Annotated in this window: 7 protein-coding genes and 1 pseudogene; 4 read left to right on the top strand and 4 right to left on the bottom strand. The window is 74.1% G+C overall.

Features of this window, described 5'->3' with window-relative positions; all coding sequences use genetic code 11:
- Nucleotides 1-142: 142 nt before the first annotated feature.
- Both ACFWNV_RS33765 and ACFWNV_RS33760 read right to left on the bottom strand, forming a co-directional pair.
- Complete coding sequence (locus tag ACFWNV_RS33765) at nt 143-1,549, bottom strand: glycoside hydrolase family 1 protein (protein ID WP_383954459.1); 1,407 nt, start codon at nt 1,547-1,549, stop codon at nt 143-145.
- A gap of 88 nt (nt 1,550-1,637) precedes the next feature.
- Nucleotides 1,638-3,587: a beta-glucoside-specific PTS transporter subunit IIABC gene (locus ACFWNV_RS33760; protein ID WP_383954457.1), complete on the bottom strand. Its 1,950-nt coding sequence runs from the start codon at nt 3,585-3,587 to the stop codon at nt 1,638-1,640.
- Between the two features lie 380 nt (nt 3,588-3,967).
- On the opposite strand from ACFWNV_RS33760, the pseudogene surE reads away from it, so the two are divergent.
- Together surE and ACFWNV_RS33750 are read left to right on the top strand one after the other, a co-directional pair.
- Nucleotides 3,968-4,891 (top strand): annotated as a pseudogene (surE, locus tag ACFWNV_RS33755) (5'/3'-nucleotidase SurE); the annotation flags it as partial.
- 100 nt (nt 4,892-4,991) lie between these two features.
- Nucleotides 4,992-5,708, top strand: coding sequence for a 6-phosphogluconolactonase (locus ACFWNV_RS33750; protein ID WP_383954455.1), 717 nt, complete (start codon nt 4,992-4,994; stop codon nt 5,706-5,708).
- Nucleotides 5,709-5,784: 76 nt separating this feature from the next.
- Here the strand turns inward: ACFWNV_RS33750 and ACFWNV_RS33745 are convergent, their stop codons facing one another.
- The gene (locus tag ACFWNV_RS33745) at nt 5,785-7,074 is read right to left on the bottom strand and encodes a putative Ig domain-containing protein (protein WP_383954453.1); all 1,290 of its coding nucleotides are present in this window, start codon (nt 7,072-7,074) and stop codon (nt 5,785-5,787) included.
- Nucleotides 7,075-7,269: 195 nt separating this feature from the next.
- Nucleotides 7,270-8,163, bottom strand: a complete 894-nt coding sequence (locus tag ACFWNV_RS33740; RefSeq protein ID WP_383954451.1) for a LysR family transcriptional regulator — start codon at nt 8,161-8,163, stop codon at nt 7,270-7,272.
- Between the two features lie 769 nt (nt 8,164-8,932).
- On the opposite strand from ACFWNV_RS33740, the gene ACFWNV_RS33735 reads away from it, so the two are divergent.
- Both ACFWNV_RS33735 and ACFWNV_RS33730 read left to right on the top strand, forming a co-directional pair.
- A complete protein-coding gene (locus ACFWNV_RS33735; RefSeq protein ID WP_383954449.1) occupies nt 8,933-17,056 on the top strand; it encodes an SDR family NAD(P)-dependent oxidoreductase in 8,124 nt (2,707 codons plus the stop codon).
- 133 nt (nt 17,057-17,189) lie between these two features.
- Nucleotides 17,190-19,935: beta-ketoacyl synthase N-terminal-like domain-containing protein (locus tag ACFWNV_RS33730; protein WP_383954447.1), on the top strand; the 2,746-nt coding region annotated here is incomplete at its 3' end.

Here is a 19,935-nt window from a genome sequence, read left to right as displayed (position 1 = left end):
GGGTGTGGGCGCGGGGGTCGGGGGGGGGGCTGGGGTGGCGGGGCCCGGGGGGGGGGGGGGGGGGGCCCCCGGGGGGGGGCCGCCGCGGGGCCCGGGGGGGGCGGGCCCCGCGCGGCGGCCCGGGGGCCCGGGGGCGCACGGATCAGAGGGAGCCGTTGCCCTTGATCAGCTGCTGGTACCAGAAGAAGCTGTCCTTGCGGATGCGGCGGAGCTCCTTGAGGTCGAACTCGTCGCGGTCGACGTAGATGAAGCCGTAGCGCTTCGCCACGCCCTGGTGGGTGGAGATCAGGTCCATGGCCGACCAGGGGTGGTATCCGATGACGTCCACCCCGTCCGAGACGGCCAGGCGCATCTGCTCGATGTGCGCGGAGAGGTAGGCGATCCGGTAGTCGTCGTGGATCTCGCCGTCCTCGACGGTGTCGAAACCGCCCAGCCCGTTCTCGGTGACCATGATCGGCAGCCGGTAGCGGTCGTAGACGTCGCGCAGGGTGGTGCGGAAGCCGACCGGGTCGATCTCCCAGCCGAACTCGGTCGTGGCCAGGTGCGGGTTGCTCACGGCGCGGAAGACGCCGCTCTCGCCGACCGCGAGCTGCTGGTCGCCGCCCTCGTAGGTGACGGCTCCGTCGTCGAGGGGCGCGGCGACGGTGGCGGTCGTGTAGTAGTTCAGCGCGAGGTAGTCGGCGCGGCCGGCCGCCAGGACCTCCAGGTCGCCGTCGGCGATCTCGGGGGCGATGCCGCGCTCGGTCATCCAGGCCCAGGCGGTCGGGTTGTAGCTGCCGTACGCGGCCATGTCGAGGTACAGCCAGTTGCGGATGGCGTTGTAGTCGGAGGCCGCGAGGACGTCCTCGGGCTTGCTGGTGGCCGGGTACACGACGGAGATGTTCGGCGCCGGACCGATCTTGGCCGCGGGCAGCATGTCGTGGCACATCTTCGTCACGCGGGCCTGGGCCACCATCATGTGGTGGTTCTGCTGGTACAGCTCGCGCTTCGGGTCGTCGGAGGTGGTGGCACTGGTACCGATGGCGGCGCCGTGCAGGATCATCATGTTCTGCTCGTTGATGGTCAGCCAGTGCCTGACCTTGCTGCCGTACTCCTCGAACAGCACCTCGCAGTAGCGGGCGAAGGCGTCGATGGTCGAGCGGGAGGTCCAGCCGCCCTTGTCCTGGAGGGCCTGCGGCAGGTCGAAGTGGTAGACGGTGACGACCGGTTCGATGCCGTGCGCGAGGAGGGCGTCGAAGAGGCGGTGGTAGAAGGCGATGCCGTCCGGGTTCACCGCTCCGTCGCCGTCCGGGACGATCCGGGTCCAGGCGATGGAGAGACGGTAGGCCTTCAGGCCCAGCTCGGAGAAGAGCTTCACGTCCTCCTCGAAGCGGTGGTAGTGGTCGGCGGCGACCTTGAAGTCGGTGGTGCCCTCGGGGTAGTTGCCGCGGGCGTCCTGGACGGACGGGCCCTTGCCGTCGGTGTCCCAGGCGCCTTCCACCTGGTAGGCAGAAGTCGCGGCGCCCCAGAGGAAGTCGGGGCGGAAGGCGGCGGGGGTCTTGTGGTCCATGTGCGGATCTCCTTCGGGGGTACGTGGATCAGGGCGCGGGGGGCGGCGTGCGGAGCGTGCGTCCGTGTGCGCCGCAGGGCCGGGGGCGTCAGCCCGCCGGGGTGAGGGCGTGCTCCGGGCTGAGGGACAGGAGCACCGTGCTGTGCTCGACTTCGGAGTGCGCGGTGGTCCGTACGACGCCCGTGCCGGCCGCGTCGAGGACGATCACCATCGTGGTGGTGTCGTAGCCGGCCGCCTCGACCGCGGCCAGGTCGACCTCGCCGAGCGGGTCACCGAGCCGGACGTGGTCGCCCTGCCGGACGGCGGTGGTGAAGTGCTCCCCGCCGAGCCGCACCGTGTCGATGCCGATGTGGACGAGGACCTCCACGCCCTCGGGGGAGCGGAGCCCGTAGGCGTGCGGCATGACGCTGACGACCGTGCCGTCGATCGGCGCGTGCACCTCGCCGGAGGTCGGGGCGACGGCCGCGCCGTCACCCAGGGTGCCGGAGGCGAACACCGGGTCCGGCACGTCGGTCAGGGCGAGGACCCTGCCCTCGACCGGAGTGGCGACCTCGAAGGCCTCACCGGCGGGCTGTTCGGCGGCGGGACCGTGGGCTCCGGTGGCGAGACCGTCGGCTTCGGTGGCGGCACGGGCGAGACCGTCGGCTTCGGCGGCACCGTCGGCTTCGGCGGTGTCCTCCGCGATGTCCTTGAAGCCCAGGGCCATCGTGAGCCCGAAGGACAGGGCGACGGCGACGCCGACACCGATCAGCTGGAGGGCGAAGCTGCCGACCTCCAGGTAGGCGGAGAGGGACAGCAGGCCCGGCATGATGTACGCGGTCGAGGCCGAGCCGCCCGCCGAGGCGATGCCCCCGCCGACCGCGCCGGCGATGCAGGCGTACACGAAGGGCTTCTTCAGGCGCAGGTTGACGCCGTAGACCGCGGGCTCGGTGATGCCCGCGAGGAAGCTGCTGACGGCGGCCGGACCGGCGAGCTTCTTCAGGCTCTTGCTGCGGGTGCGGAGCATGACCGCCAGAACGGCTGCGCCCTGGGCGGCCGAAGCGGCGACCAGCGGCCCGTAGAGGAGGGAATGCCCTTGGACGGCAAGGTCGTTGGCCATCATCGGGACCAGGCCCCAGTGGATGCCGAAGACGACCATGATCTGCCAGGTGCCGCCGAGGACGGCCCCGGCGACGGCCGGGCTGAGACCGAACAGCCAGCCGATCAGGCTGGAGGCTCCCTGGCCGGCCCAGTCCGAGGCCGGGCCGATGGTGAGCAGGGTCAGGGGCACCATGAGGAGGATCGTCAGCATCGGGGTGATGAAGTTGCGGATGCTGGAGGGCAGCGCCCTGTCGAGGCCGCGTTCCACGAAGCTCTGCACGTACACGGCGAGGATCACCGGGATGACGGAGGAGGCGTAGGCGACCATCACCATCGGGACGCCGAAGAAGGAAACCGGACCGCCGGCCTCGTTCAGGGCTCCGATCGCCGGGTAGACCAGCGATCCCGCGATGGCCATGGCGGTCCACTGGTTGGCGCCGAACCGCTTCGCGGCGGTCACGGCCAGCAGCACCGGCAGGAAGAAGAACACGCCGTCGCCGGCCGCGTTCAGGACGGTGAACTCCTGTGAGGTCTCGGCGACCAGCCCGAGCTTGGTGACCAGCACGATCGTGGCCTTGAGCAGTCCCGCGCCGGCCAGCGTCCACAGGAACGGAGTGAAGATGCTGGAGATGACGTCGACCAGCCGCGTCAGCGGATTGCCGCCCGCCTTGCCCGTGGCCGCGGCGTCCTTCGTCCGGGCCTTGTCCGAGCCGAGCCCGGAGATCCTGCCGATCTCGGCGTAGGCCTTGGCCACGTCGTTTCCGATGACCACCTGGAACTGGCCGCCGCTCTCGACGACGGTGATGACACCGGGGGCCGCCTCGACGGCCGCTCTGTCCGCCTTCGACGCGTCCTTCAGGACGAAGCGCAGCCGGGTGGCGCAGTGCCCGAGGGATTCCACATTCGATTCGCCGCCGACGCCTTCGAGTACGGCGGGCGCCGTCTTTCCGTAATCCACGATGAGTTCTCCCTGCATCGCGTTGGAACGAACCCGGAACGTCTTCGGTCCGAGGTCCCCTCAGTCTTGACGAGGTCAACGGAAGGCAAAGGAAGTCGAAGGTCCCGAAGGAGGCGACCTTTGTGCCCCTCGTACGCACCGTTCTCAACAAGCTTTATCCACAGGCCAGTTCGCTGCGTGGCGACATGGCCCGGATCGGGCCCTTCGGTCTTCCGGGAGGGGACCTTCAGCCCCTGTCCCCGGAGGGTCCGACGGCGGAAGAGTGCACGGGGAGGGCCCGGTCCCGAGGCGTCGCCTCCCGGGCTCCGTGACATCGAGATGCACCCGAGGCTCGGTTCACCCGAAGGAAGGCCCCTCATGCGCTCCGCTCATCCGACGACGGCATCCAGGCCGCCAAGCCCGACCACTCCGACGGATCCGGCGCCTACGAGATGCGCCGCGCCCTCTGCGCCGCCGGCGCCGACGTGGTGGTGATGGCGCCCTGGCAGGTGCAGAGCGGGCGCGGAACCGCCGTCACCAACCACGGAGTACTGACCGTCCAGCAGCGCGAGCGCATGCCCGCCGGGTACGAGAACGACTGCGCGGGCGCACCCTCGGGCGCCCCGGTCTTCGGCGTCTGCCTGGCCGACGGCCCGTGCCGCCCCGACGCGCCGAGCGCGACCCCCGCCGACACCGTCAAACTGGCCCTGCGCGGCGGACTCGCCGCCAAGGCGGGCTGGAACGACGCCCCCGACCTGGTGGTCACCGGCATCAACTCCGGCCTCAACGTGAGCTCTTCGGTCAACGACTCCGGCACCGTCGGAGCGGCGATCGCCGCCATCGACATCGGCGTACCGGCCGTGGCCTTCAGCGCCTCCGCGAACGCGGACATGAGCGCGCACCCCGTGGAGAACTACCGGGCCACCGCCGCGTTCGGAGCCGAGTTCCTCGCCGGACTGAAGAAACACCGGCTGCTCACCGACGCGTTCGCCCTGAAGGTGGACTACCCCGACATCAGCGCCGGTGCGCAGGCCCGGCCGCCGGTCTGGACCCGGGTCGGCTCCGGCGCGTACGCCTACCACGGCTACGTGCGCAACGGCGGCGGGGACGGCTTCGAGATCGCCCTCGGCGACTGCGCGTCGGCGAACCCCGGCAGCGCGGAGTGCGTGGAAGGCCGCCCGGACGCCGACTCCACGGCAGTCCTCGGCGGCGCCGTCTCGGTCACCCCCGTCACCTCCGACCGGACGTACGGCACGGCCGTCGACGCGAAGAAGCTGCTGAAGAAGACCGAGCAGTACGTGAAGAAGTCCGCCCCCCGCTCCTGAGGTCCACGCGTCAGCCCCGGCCCGGCCTGCGAGCCGCGGGCGGAGAACCACGAGAACCAGAACCACGAGAACCACGAGAACCACGAGGACGGAACGCCACATGAAGATCGTCATCGCGCGGGACTACGAGGACCTCAGTCGTACCGCGGCCGACATCGTCCTCGGGGAGATGCTGCACGACCGGCGGGTCAACATGGCCCTCACCGCGGGAGCGAGCCCCGCGGGTGCGTACGGGATCGTCACCGAGAGGCTGCGCGGGAACCCCGGAGCCTTCTCCGACGTGCACTTCTACAACTTCGACGAGGTGCCGCTCGCCGGGAGGGAGCGCGGGGTCACCCTCTCCGCGTTGTACGAGCACCTCTACGGGCCCGGTGGCGTACCGGACACCAACATCCACCCGCTCACCGTCGCGAACCACGCCTCCGTGGCCCGGGAACTGCACGGGAACGGCGGGCTGGACCTGATGCTCATCGGACTCGGCGCGGACGGCCACTTCTGCGGGAACATGCCGTACGCCACCCGCTTCGACCAGGAGATCTATACCTACGAGCTCAAGGACTCCTACCCTTGGTACGAGGACGCCCTGCGGCTGCTGCCCGATCCCGCCGAGGTCCCCTCGCACGTGGTGACGATGGGTGCGGCCATGCTCGCCAAGGTGCGGCGCCTGGTGCTGATCGTGAGCGGCGCTGCCAAGGCGGAGGCCCTCGCCGGCATGCTGGAGCGCGAGATCTCGACCGATTTCCCGGCGACCATCCTGCGTACGCACCCCAACCTCGTCGTCGTCGCCGACCGGGAGGCGGCGTCGAGGCTGGGCTGATCCGGCGGCGGCGAGGGGCGGATCCCGGTCGGCCCGGGGTCCGCCCCTCGGCTCGTTCGGGGGCGGGGCGCTTCCTCTAGAACCAGGTGAGGGTGAGGGGGAAGGTGGTGGTGGCGGTGGTCGGGGTGGTGTCGGTGGCGGTGGCGGTGATCTGGAGGGTTCCGGTGGCCCAGGGTTTGCCGGTGATGCGGCCGGTGGTGGTGTCGAGGGTGAGGCCCCAGGGGAGTGCGGTGGCGGTGTAGCGGACGGGGGGTTTCCCGCCGGTGGTGGTGAGCTGGATGGTGCAGTTCTGGTTGAACTTGCAGTTCTGCGGGCCGGGGTTGGCCAGCTTCAGATCACCGGGTGTGGGAGTGGGCGTTGGGGTGGGCGTCGGAGTCGGGGTCGGCGTGGGCGTCGGCGTGCCTTCGCAGCCCGGGGTGGCCTCCGGGGGGAGCGGGACGCGCCAGATCTGGGTGTCGTTCTCCGAGCCGACGAGCAGGCTGGTGCAGTCGAGGTACGTCACCGTCTCGCCCTGCGACTGCGCGGGCAGGGTCACGTCCGCGAGCTTGGTGCCCGTGGTGTCGTACACCGAAGCCGTGTTGGCGCCCAGCGGCCCGCCGCTGCGCAGGGTGTACGAGGCCCCCGACGGGGAGAAGGCGCCGTCGGTGGCGAAGACCGGCCCCGGCCGGACGGCGGTGAGGGTGTTCGGCTGACCAGGGACTGGCGACAGCGGCGCCTGGTACAACTGGCCCGCCGCGCCGATGAGTTTGGTCGCGATGTGGATCCGGCCGGTGACGGGGTCGGCGAGCAGGGATTCGGCGTCGTGCTTCCCGTCGGGGTACGCGAAGCGGTACGTCACCGGTGTCACGGAGGCGTTGGCGAGCTGGTCGGGCTCGGTGAAGGAGTGCACGGTGATCTCGGCGCGATTGCCGAAGTTGTCCCCGATGTCGCCGACCAGGATGGCGGGCCGGCCCGCGGAGTCCTTGCCGATGGCCAGCCCTTCCCAGTCGGTGTTGCCGACCCCGGAGACCGTGTACGTGGCCTTGAGCAGGCCGGTGGCGCCGCTGCAGTCGATGGCGAAGACCTGGTTGGTGTTCCCGCTGTCGTTGACGGCGTAGAAGACGCCGGGGTGCTTGCGGCTCATGGCGAGCCCGCTGAGCTCGGCCAGGCCGCCGGGGAGCGTGCACCGTCGTTCGGGAGCGGCGGCGGCTCCGGGAGCGGCGCCTGCGGCGCCGCCGGACGGGGGTGCGGAGACGGGCGCCGGGGTGGCCGCGGCGGCGGGCCCGGCGGCGGGGCCGGTCAGCCAGGCCGCGGCCGGCAGGACCGCGGCGAGTGCCGCGGTGGCGAGTGCGGCGACGCGCGGGGGCGTGAGGAGTAGTCGGGACATGCCCCCATGTGAGGGGGTGTCAGGTCGGTGCGCCAGGGGCAATCGCCGCCCGTTCGAGCATCGTTCAATGCCGGGCGGGCATGTCCGGCCGTCGGGTGGGGCCCTCCGGTCGGCCCGCCCGGCGCCTGCGGTGCGCACGGTGCGCGCGGTGCCCGCGGTGCGCGAGGTGCGTGGCGGTGAGTGTGGCCCGTGCGGTCACCGGGAGGGCTCGCGTACGGGGGCCTTGTGCCGGGCGTGCGCGATGAAGGCGCGGGCCGCGCGGCTCAGCGGCCGGCGGGCGTGCGCGATGCCCACCGGGCGGAGCAGGGGAGGGGTGAAGGAACGTATCTCCGCCCGGCTGCCGAAGGCCCTGGCGACCACGTCGCGGTACCAGATGAGGGAGCCGCGGCCGTCGGTCACCCCGGTCACCCAGCCGAGGCGTTCGTCCACCTCCAGACAGGGCACCGGACGCACGCCCAGACAGCTGAACATGGCCTCCATCTCGGTGCGCCGGCCGGTCCCGGGGGTGGGCAGCACCATGGGCAGCCCGTCGAGTGCGCGGAAGGGTAACGGGTCGGGCAGCGCGGACCCCACGGGGGAGATGAGCACCACCTCGCGCTCCTGGATGAAGTGGGTGGTGAGGTCCTTTTCGAGAGGGAGGTCCACGAGGGCCAACTCGGCCCGGCCCTGGGTGATTTCCTCGACGACGGCCTCGCGGCTGTCGTACTGGTGGAGTCTGACGTCGAGACCGGGGTGCCGCTCGGTGAAGGCGTGCACCAGCTCGGAGGCCAGGTCGAGTGCCAGCGTGGGCGTGGTCACCAGGGACAGGGCGGCCCTGGCGCCCAGTCCGTGGGGAGTGCCGATGTCGTCGATGGCCTCCACCGCGCCGAGCACGGTACGGGCCAGCCGGACGACCCGGGCCCCTTCCGGTGTGAGGTCCACCCCCCTTCCCCGGCGGGCGAGGAGATCGACCCCGAGGTCGCGCTCCAGGGCCTGGACGGCACGGGACAGGGCGGACTGGGCGACGAAGACGGAGGCCGCCGCGCCGGTGATGGAACGGCAGTCGGCGACGGCGACGAGATAGCGGAGCTGGGCGAGGGTGGGGGTCATGACCGGACGGTAACCGGGCCAGGGTGTACCTGTAAGACCGCGTCGGGTGAACAACCATCTTGCTGCGCAAAGGTGTTCATGCCGGGCCGGTGACAACTCATACCGGTGCGGCATGAGCCCCGGCGGCCGAGGCCTGTCGGCGGGCCGGCCGAAGACGGGCCTACTGTGCCCGACGCCCCAGGTCAGGGCCTCGGCGGGAGTGGGCCGACGGCATGACCGGGGGTCGGTCCGGGGGAGCGGAGGTCGTCCGGGGTGCGAAGTGAACGCCTCCGGATGGCCGTTGACAGTGCGGGGCCGCCGCCGCACGATGCATCCCGGCAACAGGGAATTTGACCACCGCTCAACCCTGTCCCCGCCGGATCGCCCGGCCGTTTCGTGCGCCGTCCGCCCCGGATCCCCGGCGGGAGGGCGTCTCGTTCGCCGTACCTCTCGCATGCCCTGCCGGGTCGTCCAGCGCCCTCCACCTCCTTCGTCGGTTGCCATCGCCCCACCGTTCTCCCCGTCCTCCGTTCCGCACCGCGCCATGTCACACAGCACTGGAAGAGGAGCGCCCGTGTCCCCCCAGCCCGAGCCGTCCCCCCAGCCCCCGCGTGCCCTTCCGCCCCGGCAGTCCCCGCCGGCCCCACGGACGGCGAGGCCTTCACGGACACCGCGACGTCAGCGATCTGCACGGGAGGAGCCCGCACCGGAGCGATCCGCGCCGCCCGGGGATTCCGTACCGCCCGGCGGGTCCGTACTGCCCGGGGATTCCGTACCGCCCGGTGCGCACGTGCCGCCCGGGGATTCCGTACCGCCCGAGCGGTCCGCGAAGGCCGAGCGGTCGGGGGAGCAGCGAGCGCCACGGCGGGAACGGAGCGAGCCGTCGGGGTCCCGGCCGTCGGGGTCCCAGCCCTCCGGGCGGTCGGCTTCCGTACGGCACCCCGGTCGGCTCCGAGCGGCCGACCGTGACCTGGTCGTCGCGGTCAGCCCCTTCGAGGAGCCCAACCCGCGGATCGTCATCGCCGCCGAGCGCGCCGGCGCCCTGGGCCTGCTCGACCTCGGCCGCGACGCCGGGTCCGCGCGGAGCGCCATGGCCGACATCGCCCGCCGCCTCGTAGGCGGCCGTTACGGGGTACGGGTGCCCGCGGGCTGCCCCGTCCGGCCCGGGGAGTTGCCGGCCGAGGTGGACACGGTGCTGCTCGCCGACCCCGCGCAGCACACCCCGCAGGCGGTGGCCGACTGGGCGGCCGCCGCCGGGCGGCCCCGGGTGTGGGCCGAGGTCACCGATCCGGCCCGGGCCGGGGCCGCGGTGGCCGCCGGGGTGGAGGCGCTCGTGGCCAAGGGGCACGAGGCGGGCGGCCGGGTGGGCGGGACCACCACCTTCGTCCTGCTCCAACAGCTGCTCGCAGAACCGGGGTTCGGGCTGCCCGTCCGGGCGTACGGCGGGATCGGGCCGCACACCGCGGCCGCGGCCGTCGCGGGCGGAGCCGCCGGAGTGCTGGTCGACGTACAACTGGCCCTCACGCCCGAGGGGGAGGCCGCGCTGCCCGCCGAAGTGGCCGCGGCCGTACGGGCCATGGACGGTTCAGAGACCAGGATGCTGGATGGCCACCGGGTGTACGCGCGCCCCGACCTGACCCCGCCGCAGGGTCCGGTCGCCACCCTGCTGGGCGCCCGGGACCTGCGGACGCAGCTGCTCCCGCTCGGGCAGGACGGAGCCTCGGCGGCCCGCCTGGCCGCCCGCCACCGGACGACCGGAGGCATCCTCCAGGCCATCCGGTCGGCCGTCGCGGGGCACCTGTCGGCTGCCGTACGGGTCCGGCCGCTGGGGGGCGGCCACGGCCCGGGGCAGCCGCTCCCGGTGGCGCAGGGGCCGATGACCCGGGTCAGCGACCAGGCGGCCTTCGCCGAAGCGGTGGCCGCCGGGGGCGGGGTCCCCTATCTGGCGCTCGCCGTCATGGAGGGGCCGCAGGTGCGCCGGCTCCTCGCCGAGACCGCCGAACGGCTCGGCGAGCGGCCCTGGGGCGTGGGGCTGCTCGGCTTCGCCCCGGCCGAGCTGCGGGCCGAGCAGCTCAAGGCCGTCGCCGAGGTGCGTCCGCCGTACGCGATCATCGCGGGCGGCACCCCCGGGCAGGCGGCCCCACTCGAAGCCGCCGGAACCCGTACCCACCTGCACGTTCCTTCGCCCGGCCTGCTGGAGCGGTATCTCGCCGACGGTGCACGGCGGTTCGTGTTCGAGGGGCTGGAATGCGGGGGACACGTCGGACCGCGCGCCTCGTTCCCGTTGTGGGAGGAACAGATCGAGCTGCTGCTCGGCTGCCCCGAACCCGGCGCGCTGGACGTGCTGTTCGCGGGCGGCATCCACGACGCCCGGTCCGCCGCGATGGCCGCCGCCGCGGCGGCCCCGCTGGCCGAACGGGGAGCGCGCATCGGGGTGCTCATGGGCACCGCCTACTTGTTCACCGAGGAGGCGGTGGCGGCCGGCGCGGTCCTGCCCCGCTTCCAGCGGGCCGCACTGGAGTGCGCGGACACCGTACTGCTGCACACCGCACCGGGACACGCCACCCGCTGCGCGGTCACCCCGTACGCGGACACCTTCGAGGCCACCCGGCACCGGCTCGCCGAGGGCGGCGCCGAGCCGCGCGAGGTGTGGGAGGAGCTGGAGCGGCTCAACCTGGGACGGCTCCGGATCGCCAGCAAGGGGCTGCGCCGAGCGGCCGAGGGCGACGGACTGGAGTCGGTCGACGAGGAACAGCAGGGCTCCGAGGGGCTGTTCATGCTCGGACAGGCCGCCACCCTGCGCTCCGGTACCACCACGATCGCCGCTCTGCACGCCGAAGTCACCGAAGGTGCGACCGAGTTGCTGGACCGGCGGAACCGGGAACTCGCCGGTCTGCAACCCGCCGGGGACGAGGCGGGCGCGACGGACGCGACGGACGCCACCGGGGCCGCCGAGCGCCCCGATCCGCTGGACGTCGCCGTAGTCGGCATGGCCTGCGCCTACCCCGGCGCACCTGACCTCGCCGCCTACTGGGCGCGGATCCTCGACGGGAGCGATGCCGTGACCGAGGTCCCGGCCGAACGCTGGGACCCGCAAATCCACTTCGACCCCGACCCGGCACGGGCCGGGGAACGCACCCCGTCCCGCTGGGGCGGGTTCCTCGGCCCGATGCCCTTCGACGCCCTCGCGCACGGCATCCCGCCGGCCTCCCTCGCCGGCATCGAGCCCGTGCAGCTGCTCGCCCTGGAGATCTCGGCACGGGCCCTGGCGGACGCCGGGTACGGCAAGGGCCGGGAGTTCGACCGGTCCCGGACCTCGGTCGTCTTCGGTGCGGAGGCCGGCACCGAGCTGGCGGGCGCGTACGGGCTGCGCGCCCTGTACCCCGGCTACCTCGGCGAGATCCCGCCCGAACTGGACGAACAGCTCCCGCGGCTCACCGAGGACTCCTTCCCCGGGGTGCTCGCCAACGTCATCGCGGGCCGGGTCGCCAACCGGCTGGACCTCGGCGGCGCGAACTGCACCGTGGACGCCGCTTGCGCCTCCTCGCTGGCCGCACTCGACCTCGCCTGCCGCCAACTGCGCGACAGGGACAGCGACATGGTGCTGTGCGGCGGCGCCGACGTCCACAACGGCATCAACGACTACCTGCTGTTCTCCTCCGTCCGCGCACTGTCCCCCAGCGGTCGCTGCCGGCCCTTCGATACGGCCGCCGACGGGATCGCCCTCGGGGAGGGGGTGGGCGCGCTCGTGCTGAAGCGGCTCGCCGACGCGGAACGGGACGGCGACCGGGTGTACGCCGTGATCAAGGCGGTCGGAGCCGCCAGCGACGGCCGCTCCCTCGGCCTGACCGCTCCCCGGCCCGAAGGGCAGCGCAGGGCCCTGGACCGGGCCTACGCACGGGCCGGGATCAGCCCCGCGGAAGTCGGCCTGATCGAGGCGCACGGCACCGGGACCGTGGTCGGCGACACCACCGAACTGGCCGTACTGACGGCCCTGTTCACCGAATCGGGGGCCGCTCCCGGAGCCTGCGCGCTGGGATCGGTGAAATCGCAGATCGGGCACACCAAGTGCGCGGCCGGACTGGCCGGACTGATCAAGGCGGTCCGGGCGGTCCACACGGGCGTACGGCCACCGACCCTGCACCTGGACACACCGGTGGCGGCCTGGGACGCGCAGAGCAGCCCCTTCTCCTTCGACACCGGGGCCCGGCCGTGGCCGGAGCCCGCGGAGCGGCGGGTCGCGGGGGTCAGCGCCTTCGGCTTCGGCGGTACCAACTACCACGCGGTGCTGACCGGCTACGCGGGGGCCGAGGAGCCCCGGCACGGGCTGGAGGAATGGCCGGCCGAACTGTTCTGCTTCCGCGGCGAGGACCGGCGCGCGGCGGGCCGGGCGATGGCCCGGCTGGCGGCCCGCCTGGAGGAGAACGACGCGGCCGGGCGGCCGTGGGCGCTGCGGGACCTCGCCGCCGAGACCGCGGACGGCGCCGGGGCCGGAGCGGTGCGGGTCGCGGTCGTGGCCGCCGGCCTGGACGAACTGGCGGACCGGCTGGAGCGGGCGCGGGCCTTCGCCCCGGGCGCGGGGATCCACGTACGGGAGGAAGGGGCGGACCCCGGGCAGGTGGCCTTCCTCTTCCCCGGTCAGGGCAGCCAACGACCTGGAATGCTCGGCGAGTTGTTTACGGCCTTCCCCCGGCTGCGGGAACTCCTCGACGCGGCGCCGGGCGCGGTGGTCTCCGCGATGTTTCCCCCTGCGGCCTTCACCACGCAGGGCCGGACCGCCCGGCGGGCCGCGGTCACCGACACCCGGACGGCACAGCCGGCCCTCGGGCTGGCGGGTTCCGCGGCGCACCTCCTGCTGCGGGAGCTGGGCGTACGGCCGGACTGCGTCGCCGGACACTCCTACGGAGAGCTCACCGCACTGTGGGCGGCGGGGGTATGGGACCAGCGGAGCCTGCTGCGGCTGAGCGCGCGCCGGGCCGAGGCCATCCTCGCGGCCGCCGGGACGGATCCGGGTGCGATGGCGGCGGTGACGGCCGCGCCGGAGGAGGTCCGGGAGATCGCCGCGCGGGCCGGGTGCGTGATCGCGAACCACAACGCGCCCCGGCAGTGCGTGATTTCGGGTCCTTCCGCGGCCGTGGCCGAGGCGGTGGCCGCCCTGCGGGACGCGGGACTGACGGCGTCCCCGCTCCCCGTCGCCTGCGCCTTCCACAGCGAGGTCGTGGCGGGGGCGGCCACGGCCCTGGCCGAGGAACTCGCCGGGACGGAACTGGCCGACGCCACCGTCCCGGTCTGGTCGAACACGACGGCCGGAACGTACCCGGCGACCGCCGGTGCGGTACGGGATCTGGTGGCCCGTCAGGTCGCCGAGCCGGTGCGGTTCGTGGAGCAGGTGGAGCACATGTACGCGGCCGGAGTACGGACCTTCGTGGAGGCCGGACCAGGCCGCGTGCTGTCCGGCCTGGTCGGCCGCATCCTGGGGGACCGGCCGCACACGGCGGTACCGCTGGACGTGCCCGGCGAGCACGGCCTGCACCGGCTGGTCACCGCGATGGCGGAACTGGCCGTGGCGGGCGTGCCGGTGGCGTTGGACGCCCTGTTCCGCGGCCGTACCTCCCGGCTCCCCGAGCGAGCTCCGCGCCGCCCGGGCTGGCTGGTCGACGGCCACCTGGTCCGCACCCGGGACGGCCACCCCGTCCCCGGCGGCCTCCGCCCGGCCCGCCGGGTCCACATCGCGGTATCCGAAGGAAAGGGAGCCCCCGAGATGACACACCCGACGAACGGCACCGCCCCCGGGGCCGCCGGGAACGGCGGGCCCGTCCCGTCGGAGCCCCGGTGGAACGGCATCCCCGCACACCCGCCGACTCCCGCCGGCGCCGCGCCCTGGCCGTCGGCCGGGAGCCCCGCCCACGAGGGCACCCCGGCGCCCGGCCCCGAGACCGGCACCTTCGCCACCAACGGGCACGCCGCCGCCCCGGTCGCGGTCGGGCACTGGCTGCCGGGTGGGGGGCCCGGCGTGGGGGGCCCGGCCGGGGGGCCGACCGCAGGGAGCGGGGAGGGGCGCTTCGCGGATCCGGTCGGTGGCGGGCCTGTTGGGGGTGCCGCGTGGTGGCCGAGTGGGGGATCTGGTGCGGATGGGGGGTCCGGTGTGGGATCCGGTCCGGTGGGGGGTCTGGCCGTAGGGAGTGTGGGCGGCGGGTTCGCGGAGCCGCGGACACGAGGCGCTGCGGGGGGAGGGGGCTGGTTGCCGGGTGGGGGTCCCGGTGGGGCGGAGGACCCGAACGGCGGGTCTGCGGAGGTGCGCAGCGGTCGAGGCGGGCTTCCGGTGGCGGAGGGGGCGCCGGCCCACCCTGCGAGCGGTGGGCCGGTCGCCGGTCCGGCGGGCGGCGGTGGCGACGGCCGGTACCTCCGGACTGCGAACGGCAGCCCCGGCGCGGGCCTCGCGCCGCTGTCCGGCTCGCCCGCGTGGTCGGGCGCCCGCTCCGGTCACACGGCCGAGCACGCTGAACCCGTGCCGGCGGACCGCCGCGAGCAGGCGGTTCTGGAGTACCTACGTGGCTCGCGCGAACTGGTACAGGCGCAGCGGGAGGTGATGATCGGCTACCTGACGACGACGGCGTCGCCCTGGACCGGCCCCGACCCGGCTCCCCCACGCCCGCAGGCCCTCACCGGTCCGCTACTCGCGATACCGCCCTCCACCCCCGGTGCCGTCCCTGGCCATGTGGACCCGCAGGGGGCATGGGCGACCTCGGACCGTGCCTCCGGACCGGGGTTCGCGGACCCGCAGGGCGCGGGAGTCCCGGGGACGTCCCTGAGCGCAGCTCCAGGTCCGGCCTTTGGCGCAGGGTCCTCCGACGGCACGGTCCCCGGCAACGCGATGCCCGGCGGTGCGTTCCCGGGCTACGGGATGCCCGGTGGTGGGGTCGCAGGTTCCGGGATGCCCGGCGGTGCGGGCTTGGAAGTGGGGATGCCCGGGGCTTGGGGCGGGGAGGCAGGGTTCTCCGGCGGCGCGGCCCAGGGGGCTGGAATGCCCGGCGGTGGGGTTCCGGAGGGTGGTCTGTCCCGTGGTGTCGGCGGCAGTGGCGGCGCGGGCGGCGGCGGGGTGCGGTCGGCCGAGGAGGTGATGGATGTGATCGTGGAGATCGTCCATGCCCGGACCGGGTACCCGCGGGACATGCTCGCTCCCGAGCTGGACCTGGAGGCGGACCTGTCCATCGACTCCATCAAGCGGGTCGAGATCATCGGGGCCCTGGCCGACCGGATCGGTCTGCCCCAGGATGCGGGCGGCTCCGCAGACTCCGCGATCGAGGAGCTGTCCCGGATCAAGACCCTGCGCGGCATCGTGGACTGGGTCTCGGGGCACACCGCCCACCCCGAGCCCCCGGCCGCCGAAGCGGCGGCCAGTGCGGCGGCCCCGCCCGCGCTCGACCGCCTCCGGGTGGAACGGCAAGTGCTGGGGCCCGCGCCGGGGGACCCGGAGGTCCTGCGGGGTCTGCGGATCGGGGTCGTCGGGGACCTCGCAGACGGCCGGGGCATCGGGAGCACGGTCACCGGAGCACTGCGGGACCGGGGAGCAGACGTACGGCAACTGGCCGAGGCCGAAGCCGGGTTCGATGCAGTACTCGACCTGTCCGCCCTGCGTCCGGGGCCGGAGCCCGTCCTGCCCGAGGCCTTTCCGGGGCTGCAACGGGCCCTGAACGGCGGTGTGCACCGGCTCGTCCTGGTCACCACCCGGGGCGAGTCCGCCGGAGCGGGAGTGCACGGCTTCGCCCGCAGTGCCGCCCTCGAATACCCGGGCAGGCTGATCCGAGCCGTGGAGGTCCATTCCAAGGAGGACCCCGCGCGGATCGCGGAGCAGCTCTTCGCGGAGCTGAGCTGCGCACCGGCCGAGCATGCCGAACCGGCCCACGCTGCGCAGCCGGCCGCACCCGCCTCCGTCGCCTACACCGACGAGGGCATGCGGGTCACCCCCCGGCCGGTCCCCGCACCACTCGTCCCCGGCGCCGGGACACCGCCGCTCGACGCGGGCTCGGTGGTCCTGCTCACCGGCGGAGCCCGCGGGATCACCGCACGGACCGCCCTGGCACTGGCCCGGGCCACCGGATGTCACGTAGAACTCATGGGCCGTACGCCGCAACCAGCCGCGGAGGCAGATGGGTTCGGGCACGCCACTGACCGGGTCGCCCTGCGTGCCGCACTGATCGCCACCGGCCTGCGCACCCCCGTGGAGATCGAGGCCGCGGCCTCGCGGATCCTCGCCGAGCGCGAGGTACGGGCCACCCTGGCCGCACTCGCGACCGTGGCCGCCTCCGTCGGCTACCACTGCGCGGACGTCACGGACGAGCAGGCGGTACGAGCCGTCGTGGCGGCCGTGCGGGCCCGCCACGGCCGGTTGGACGGGATCGTGCACGGAGCCGGGACCCTGAACGACGGACTGCTCCGCGACAAGCAACCGGCCGCCTTCGCCGAGGTGTTCACCACGAAGGTCACCGGCGCACGCCACCTCGCCGCCGCAGCGGCCGAGCACGGCGCGGCGCCCGCACCCCGCTTTCTCGCCCTGTTCGGCAGCGTGGCGGGCGTGTACGGAAACCGGGGGCAGACCGACTACGCCGCCGCCAACGACGCCCTCGACGGCCTCGCGCACACCTGGGCCGAGGACTTTCCGGGCCGGGTGCTGTCCGTCGACTGGGGCCCCTGGGCCGCAGAGGCGGGCGGAATGGTCAGCCCCGAACTGGCGCGCGCGTACACCCGCCGCGGCATTCCGCTCATCGACCCGGAAGCGGGCGGCGCCGCGTTCCTCGCCGAACTCGCGCACGGGACCGACGTACAGGTGGTCCTGATGGCAGCCGAGGGATACGAGGGGCATGACGGACACGAGGGACACGAGGGACGCGAGGGGAGCGAGCGGCATGGCTGACCGCCGTCGAAAGGGGCAGGGGCAGGGCCGGCCCGACGGCCAAGCCCAGCCGCAGCCGCACCCGCCGGGGCAGGGCAAGGGTCGGCGACTGCCTCGCCGCGGTCCGCGGCCCACCGATGCGGCGATCGTCGGGATGGGCGCCGTGTTCCCGGGAGCCGCCGACCTCGCCGCGTACCGCCGCAACCTCCTGGCCGGCACGGACTGCATAGGCGACGTCCCGCCCGGGCGCTGGGACCCCGAGGTGTACTACGACCCGGACGGCGCCAACGGGCCCGTCTCCGGCGACCGGTTCTACTGTCGGCGCGGGGGATTCGTGGACGGGCTCGCAGCCTTCGACCCGACCCGGTTCGGCATCATGCCTTCCACCGTGGAAGGGGCCGAACCGGACCAGATGCTGGCCCTGCACGCCACGGCCGAGGCCATCGCCGACGCGGGCGGCGAAAGCCGCCTGCCGGCCGACCGCTCGCGGATCGGGATCGTGCTGGGACGCGGCGGGTTCATGGGTGTGGCCACCGCCCGGCTCGACCAACGCGTACGCACCGCACACCAGTTGGCGCAGACGCTGCGCGAGCTCGCCCCCGAGCTCGGGGAGCGGCGGATCGCGGCGGTGCGCTCCGCCTTCCAGGAGGCCCTGGGTCCGGAGCGGCCGGACGCGTCGATCGGACTGGTACCGAGCTTCACGGCCGCCCGGACCGCGAACCGGCTCGACTTCCACGGACCCGCCTACACCCTGGACGCGGCCTGCGCCTCCTCCCTGCTGGCGGTGGACCAGGCGGTGGGACTGCTGGCCGGCGGGCGCTGCGACGTGGTGGTCGCCGGAGCCGTGCACCACTGCCACATCGCCACCCTGTGGAGCGTGTTCACGCAGCTGCGCGCCCTGAGCCCGAGCGAGCGGATCCGGCCCTTCGACCGGCGCGCCGACGGAACCCTGCTGTCCGAGGGGACCGGAGTGGTGCTGCTGAAGCGGCTGGCCGACGCGGAGCGCGACGGCGACCGGATCTACGCGGTGATCCGCGGCACCGGGGTTGCCGGGGACGGCAAGGCGGCGAGCCTGATGAGCCCGCTCGTCGCGGGCCAGGTACGGGCGCTGGAACGGGCCTGGCGGGAAGCCGGCCTCGATCCGCGGGCGCCCGGCGCGCTGGGACTGCTGGAAGCGCACGGCACCGGGACCCCGGTGGGGGACGCGGCCGAACTGGACACCCTGGCCCAGGTGTTCGGGCCGTACGCGGGAGGCGGGGCGGGGTCCCCGACCGACGCGGTCCCGGACGACGGGAACGGGATCGGCTTCGGCTCGGTGAAATCCATGCTCGGCCACACCATGCAGGCCTCCGGCATGGCCGGCCTGATCAAGGCCGCACTCGCGGTGTACGAGGGGGTGCTGCCGCCGACCCTGCACCTGGAGGAGCCGCACCCCGGCCTGGCCCGGACCCGGATGCGACCGGTGACGGTGGCCCGGCCGTGGGAACGCGGCCCGGAGCCGCGCCGCGCCGGGGTGAACGCCTTCGGCTTCGGCGGCATCAACGCGCACGTGGTGCTGGAGGAGGCGCCCGGCGCCGCGCACCGGGCCGCACCCGCGGGCCGTACGACGCCCGCACGGCCGGCCGCGCCCGTACGCCGGTTCCTGCCCCTGGGCGGCCCGGCCGCGCCGGTGGGGGCGCCCGAACGGGAGGAGGTGCTGCTGCTGGCGGCCTCCGACGCGGCGGAGCTGGCGGACCGGCTGGCGGCCGGCTCCCTGGTGTCCGGCGGCGAAGGGCCCTGCCGGCTCGCCGTCGTCGGCCCCACGCCCCAGCGGCTCGCGCTGGCCGCGAAGGTGGTGGCGCGCGGCCGGGCGTGGCGGGGGCGCGGGGAGGTGTGGTTCACGCCCGAGCCGCTGGGTGGCCGGCTGGCGTTCCTGTTCCCGGGTCTGGAACCGGAGTTCGCCCCGGCTCTGGACGACGTGGCGGACCGGCTCGGGCTGAAGCGGCCGCGACTGACCAGGGGCGGGGAGCTGACGGAGCGGGCCCTGGACGCCATCGCGACGGGCCGCTTCCTCGCCCGGGCGCTGTCCGAACTCGGCATCCGGGCCGAGCTGCTGGCGGGCCACAGCCTGGGGGAGTGGGCGGCGATGGTGACCGCCGGGATGTACCGGCAGGACGCGGCCGACACCTTCCTGGACTCGCTGCGACCCGGGTCGGTGAAGGTGCCGGACCTGGTCTACGCGGCACTGGGATGCGGGACCCGCCGGGCGGAGGCCGCACTGCACGGACTCGACGGGGTGGTGGTCAGCCACGACAACTGCCCTCACCAGTCGGTCATTTGCGGAGACCCGAGTGAAGTGGCCACGGCCTTGGCACGGTTGAAGACCGAGGGAGTCCTCGGGCAGGAACTCCCCTTCCGCTCCGGCTTCCACACCCCCATGTGGGAGCCCTACCTCGGCCAGGTCCGGGCCGCCTTCGCCCGACTGCCCCTCCAGCCCGGCGCCTTGCCGCTCTGGTCGGCGACCACCTGCGCGCCCTTCCCGCCGGAGCCCGAGGCGGTGCGCGAGCTCGTGGTCCGCCATCTGCTGGAGCCGGTGCGGTTCCGCGAGCTGACGCTCCGGCTGTACGAGGACGCGGGCGTCCGCGGCTTCGTCACGCTGGGCCCGGGCAGCCTGCCCGGCTTCGTCGAGGACACCCTGCGCGACCGCCCCCACCTCTCGGTGGCGGCCTCCTCACCCCGGCTCGGCGGCCTCGCCGCCCTGCGGCGCACCTGCGCCGCCCTGTGGACCGAGGGGCACGCCCCGCGCTGGGACCGGCTGACCCCCGACGGGCCGGGAAGCGGAAGCCCCGGCCGGGCGGCCGCCGCACCACCGGCGGTGCCGCCCGGCCGGGCGGGCGCCGCACCCCCGGTGCCCGCGGCCG

Origin of the sequence: Streptomyces sp. NPDC058401 (genome assembly GCF_042722885.1) — a bacterium.
In the GTDB taxonomy this organism is placed as follows: domain Bacteria; phylum Actinomycetota; class Actinomycetes; order Streptomycetales; family Streptomycetaceae; genus Streptomyces.
This window is presented reverse-complemented; position numbering and strand designations above follow the sequence as displayed.

Bases quoted from the DNA above. Each gene is read 5' to 3' on its own strand.
- ACFWNV_RS33745 (WP_383954453.1), bottom strand. From the start codon at position 7,074: ATGTCCCGACTACTCCTCACGCCCCCGCGCGTCGCCGCACTCGCCACC.
- ACFWNV_RS33765 (WP_383954459.1), bottom strand. From the start codon at position 1,549: ATGGACCACAAGACCCCCGCCGCCTTCCGCCCCGACTTCCTCTGGGGC.
- ACFWNV_RS33740 (WP_383954451.1), bottom strand. From the start codon at position 8,163: ATGACCCCCACCCTCGCCCAGCTCCGCTATCTCGTCGCCGTCGCCGAC.
- ACFWNV_RS33750 (WP_383954455.1), top strand. From the start codon at position 4,992: ATGAAGATCGTCATCGCGCGGGACTACGAGGACCTCAGTCGTACCGCG.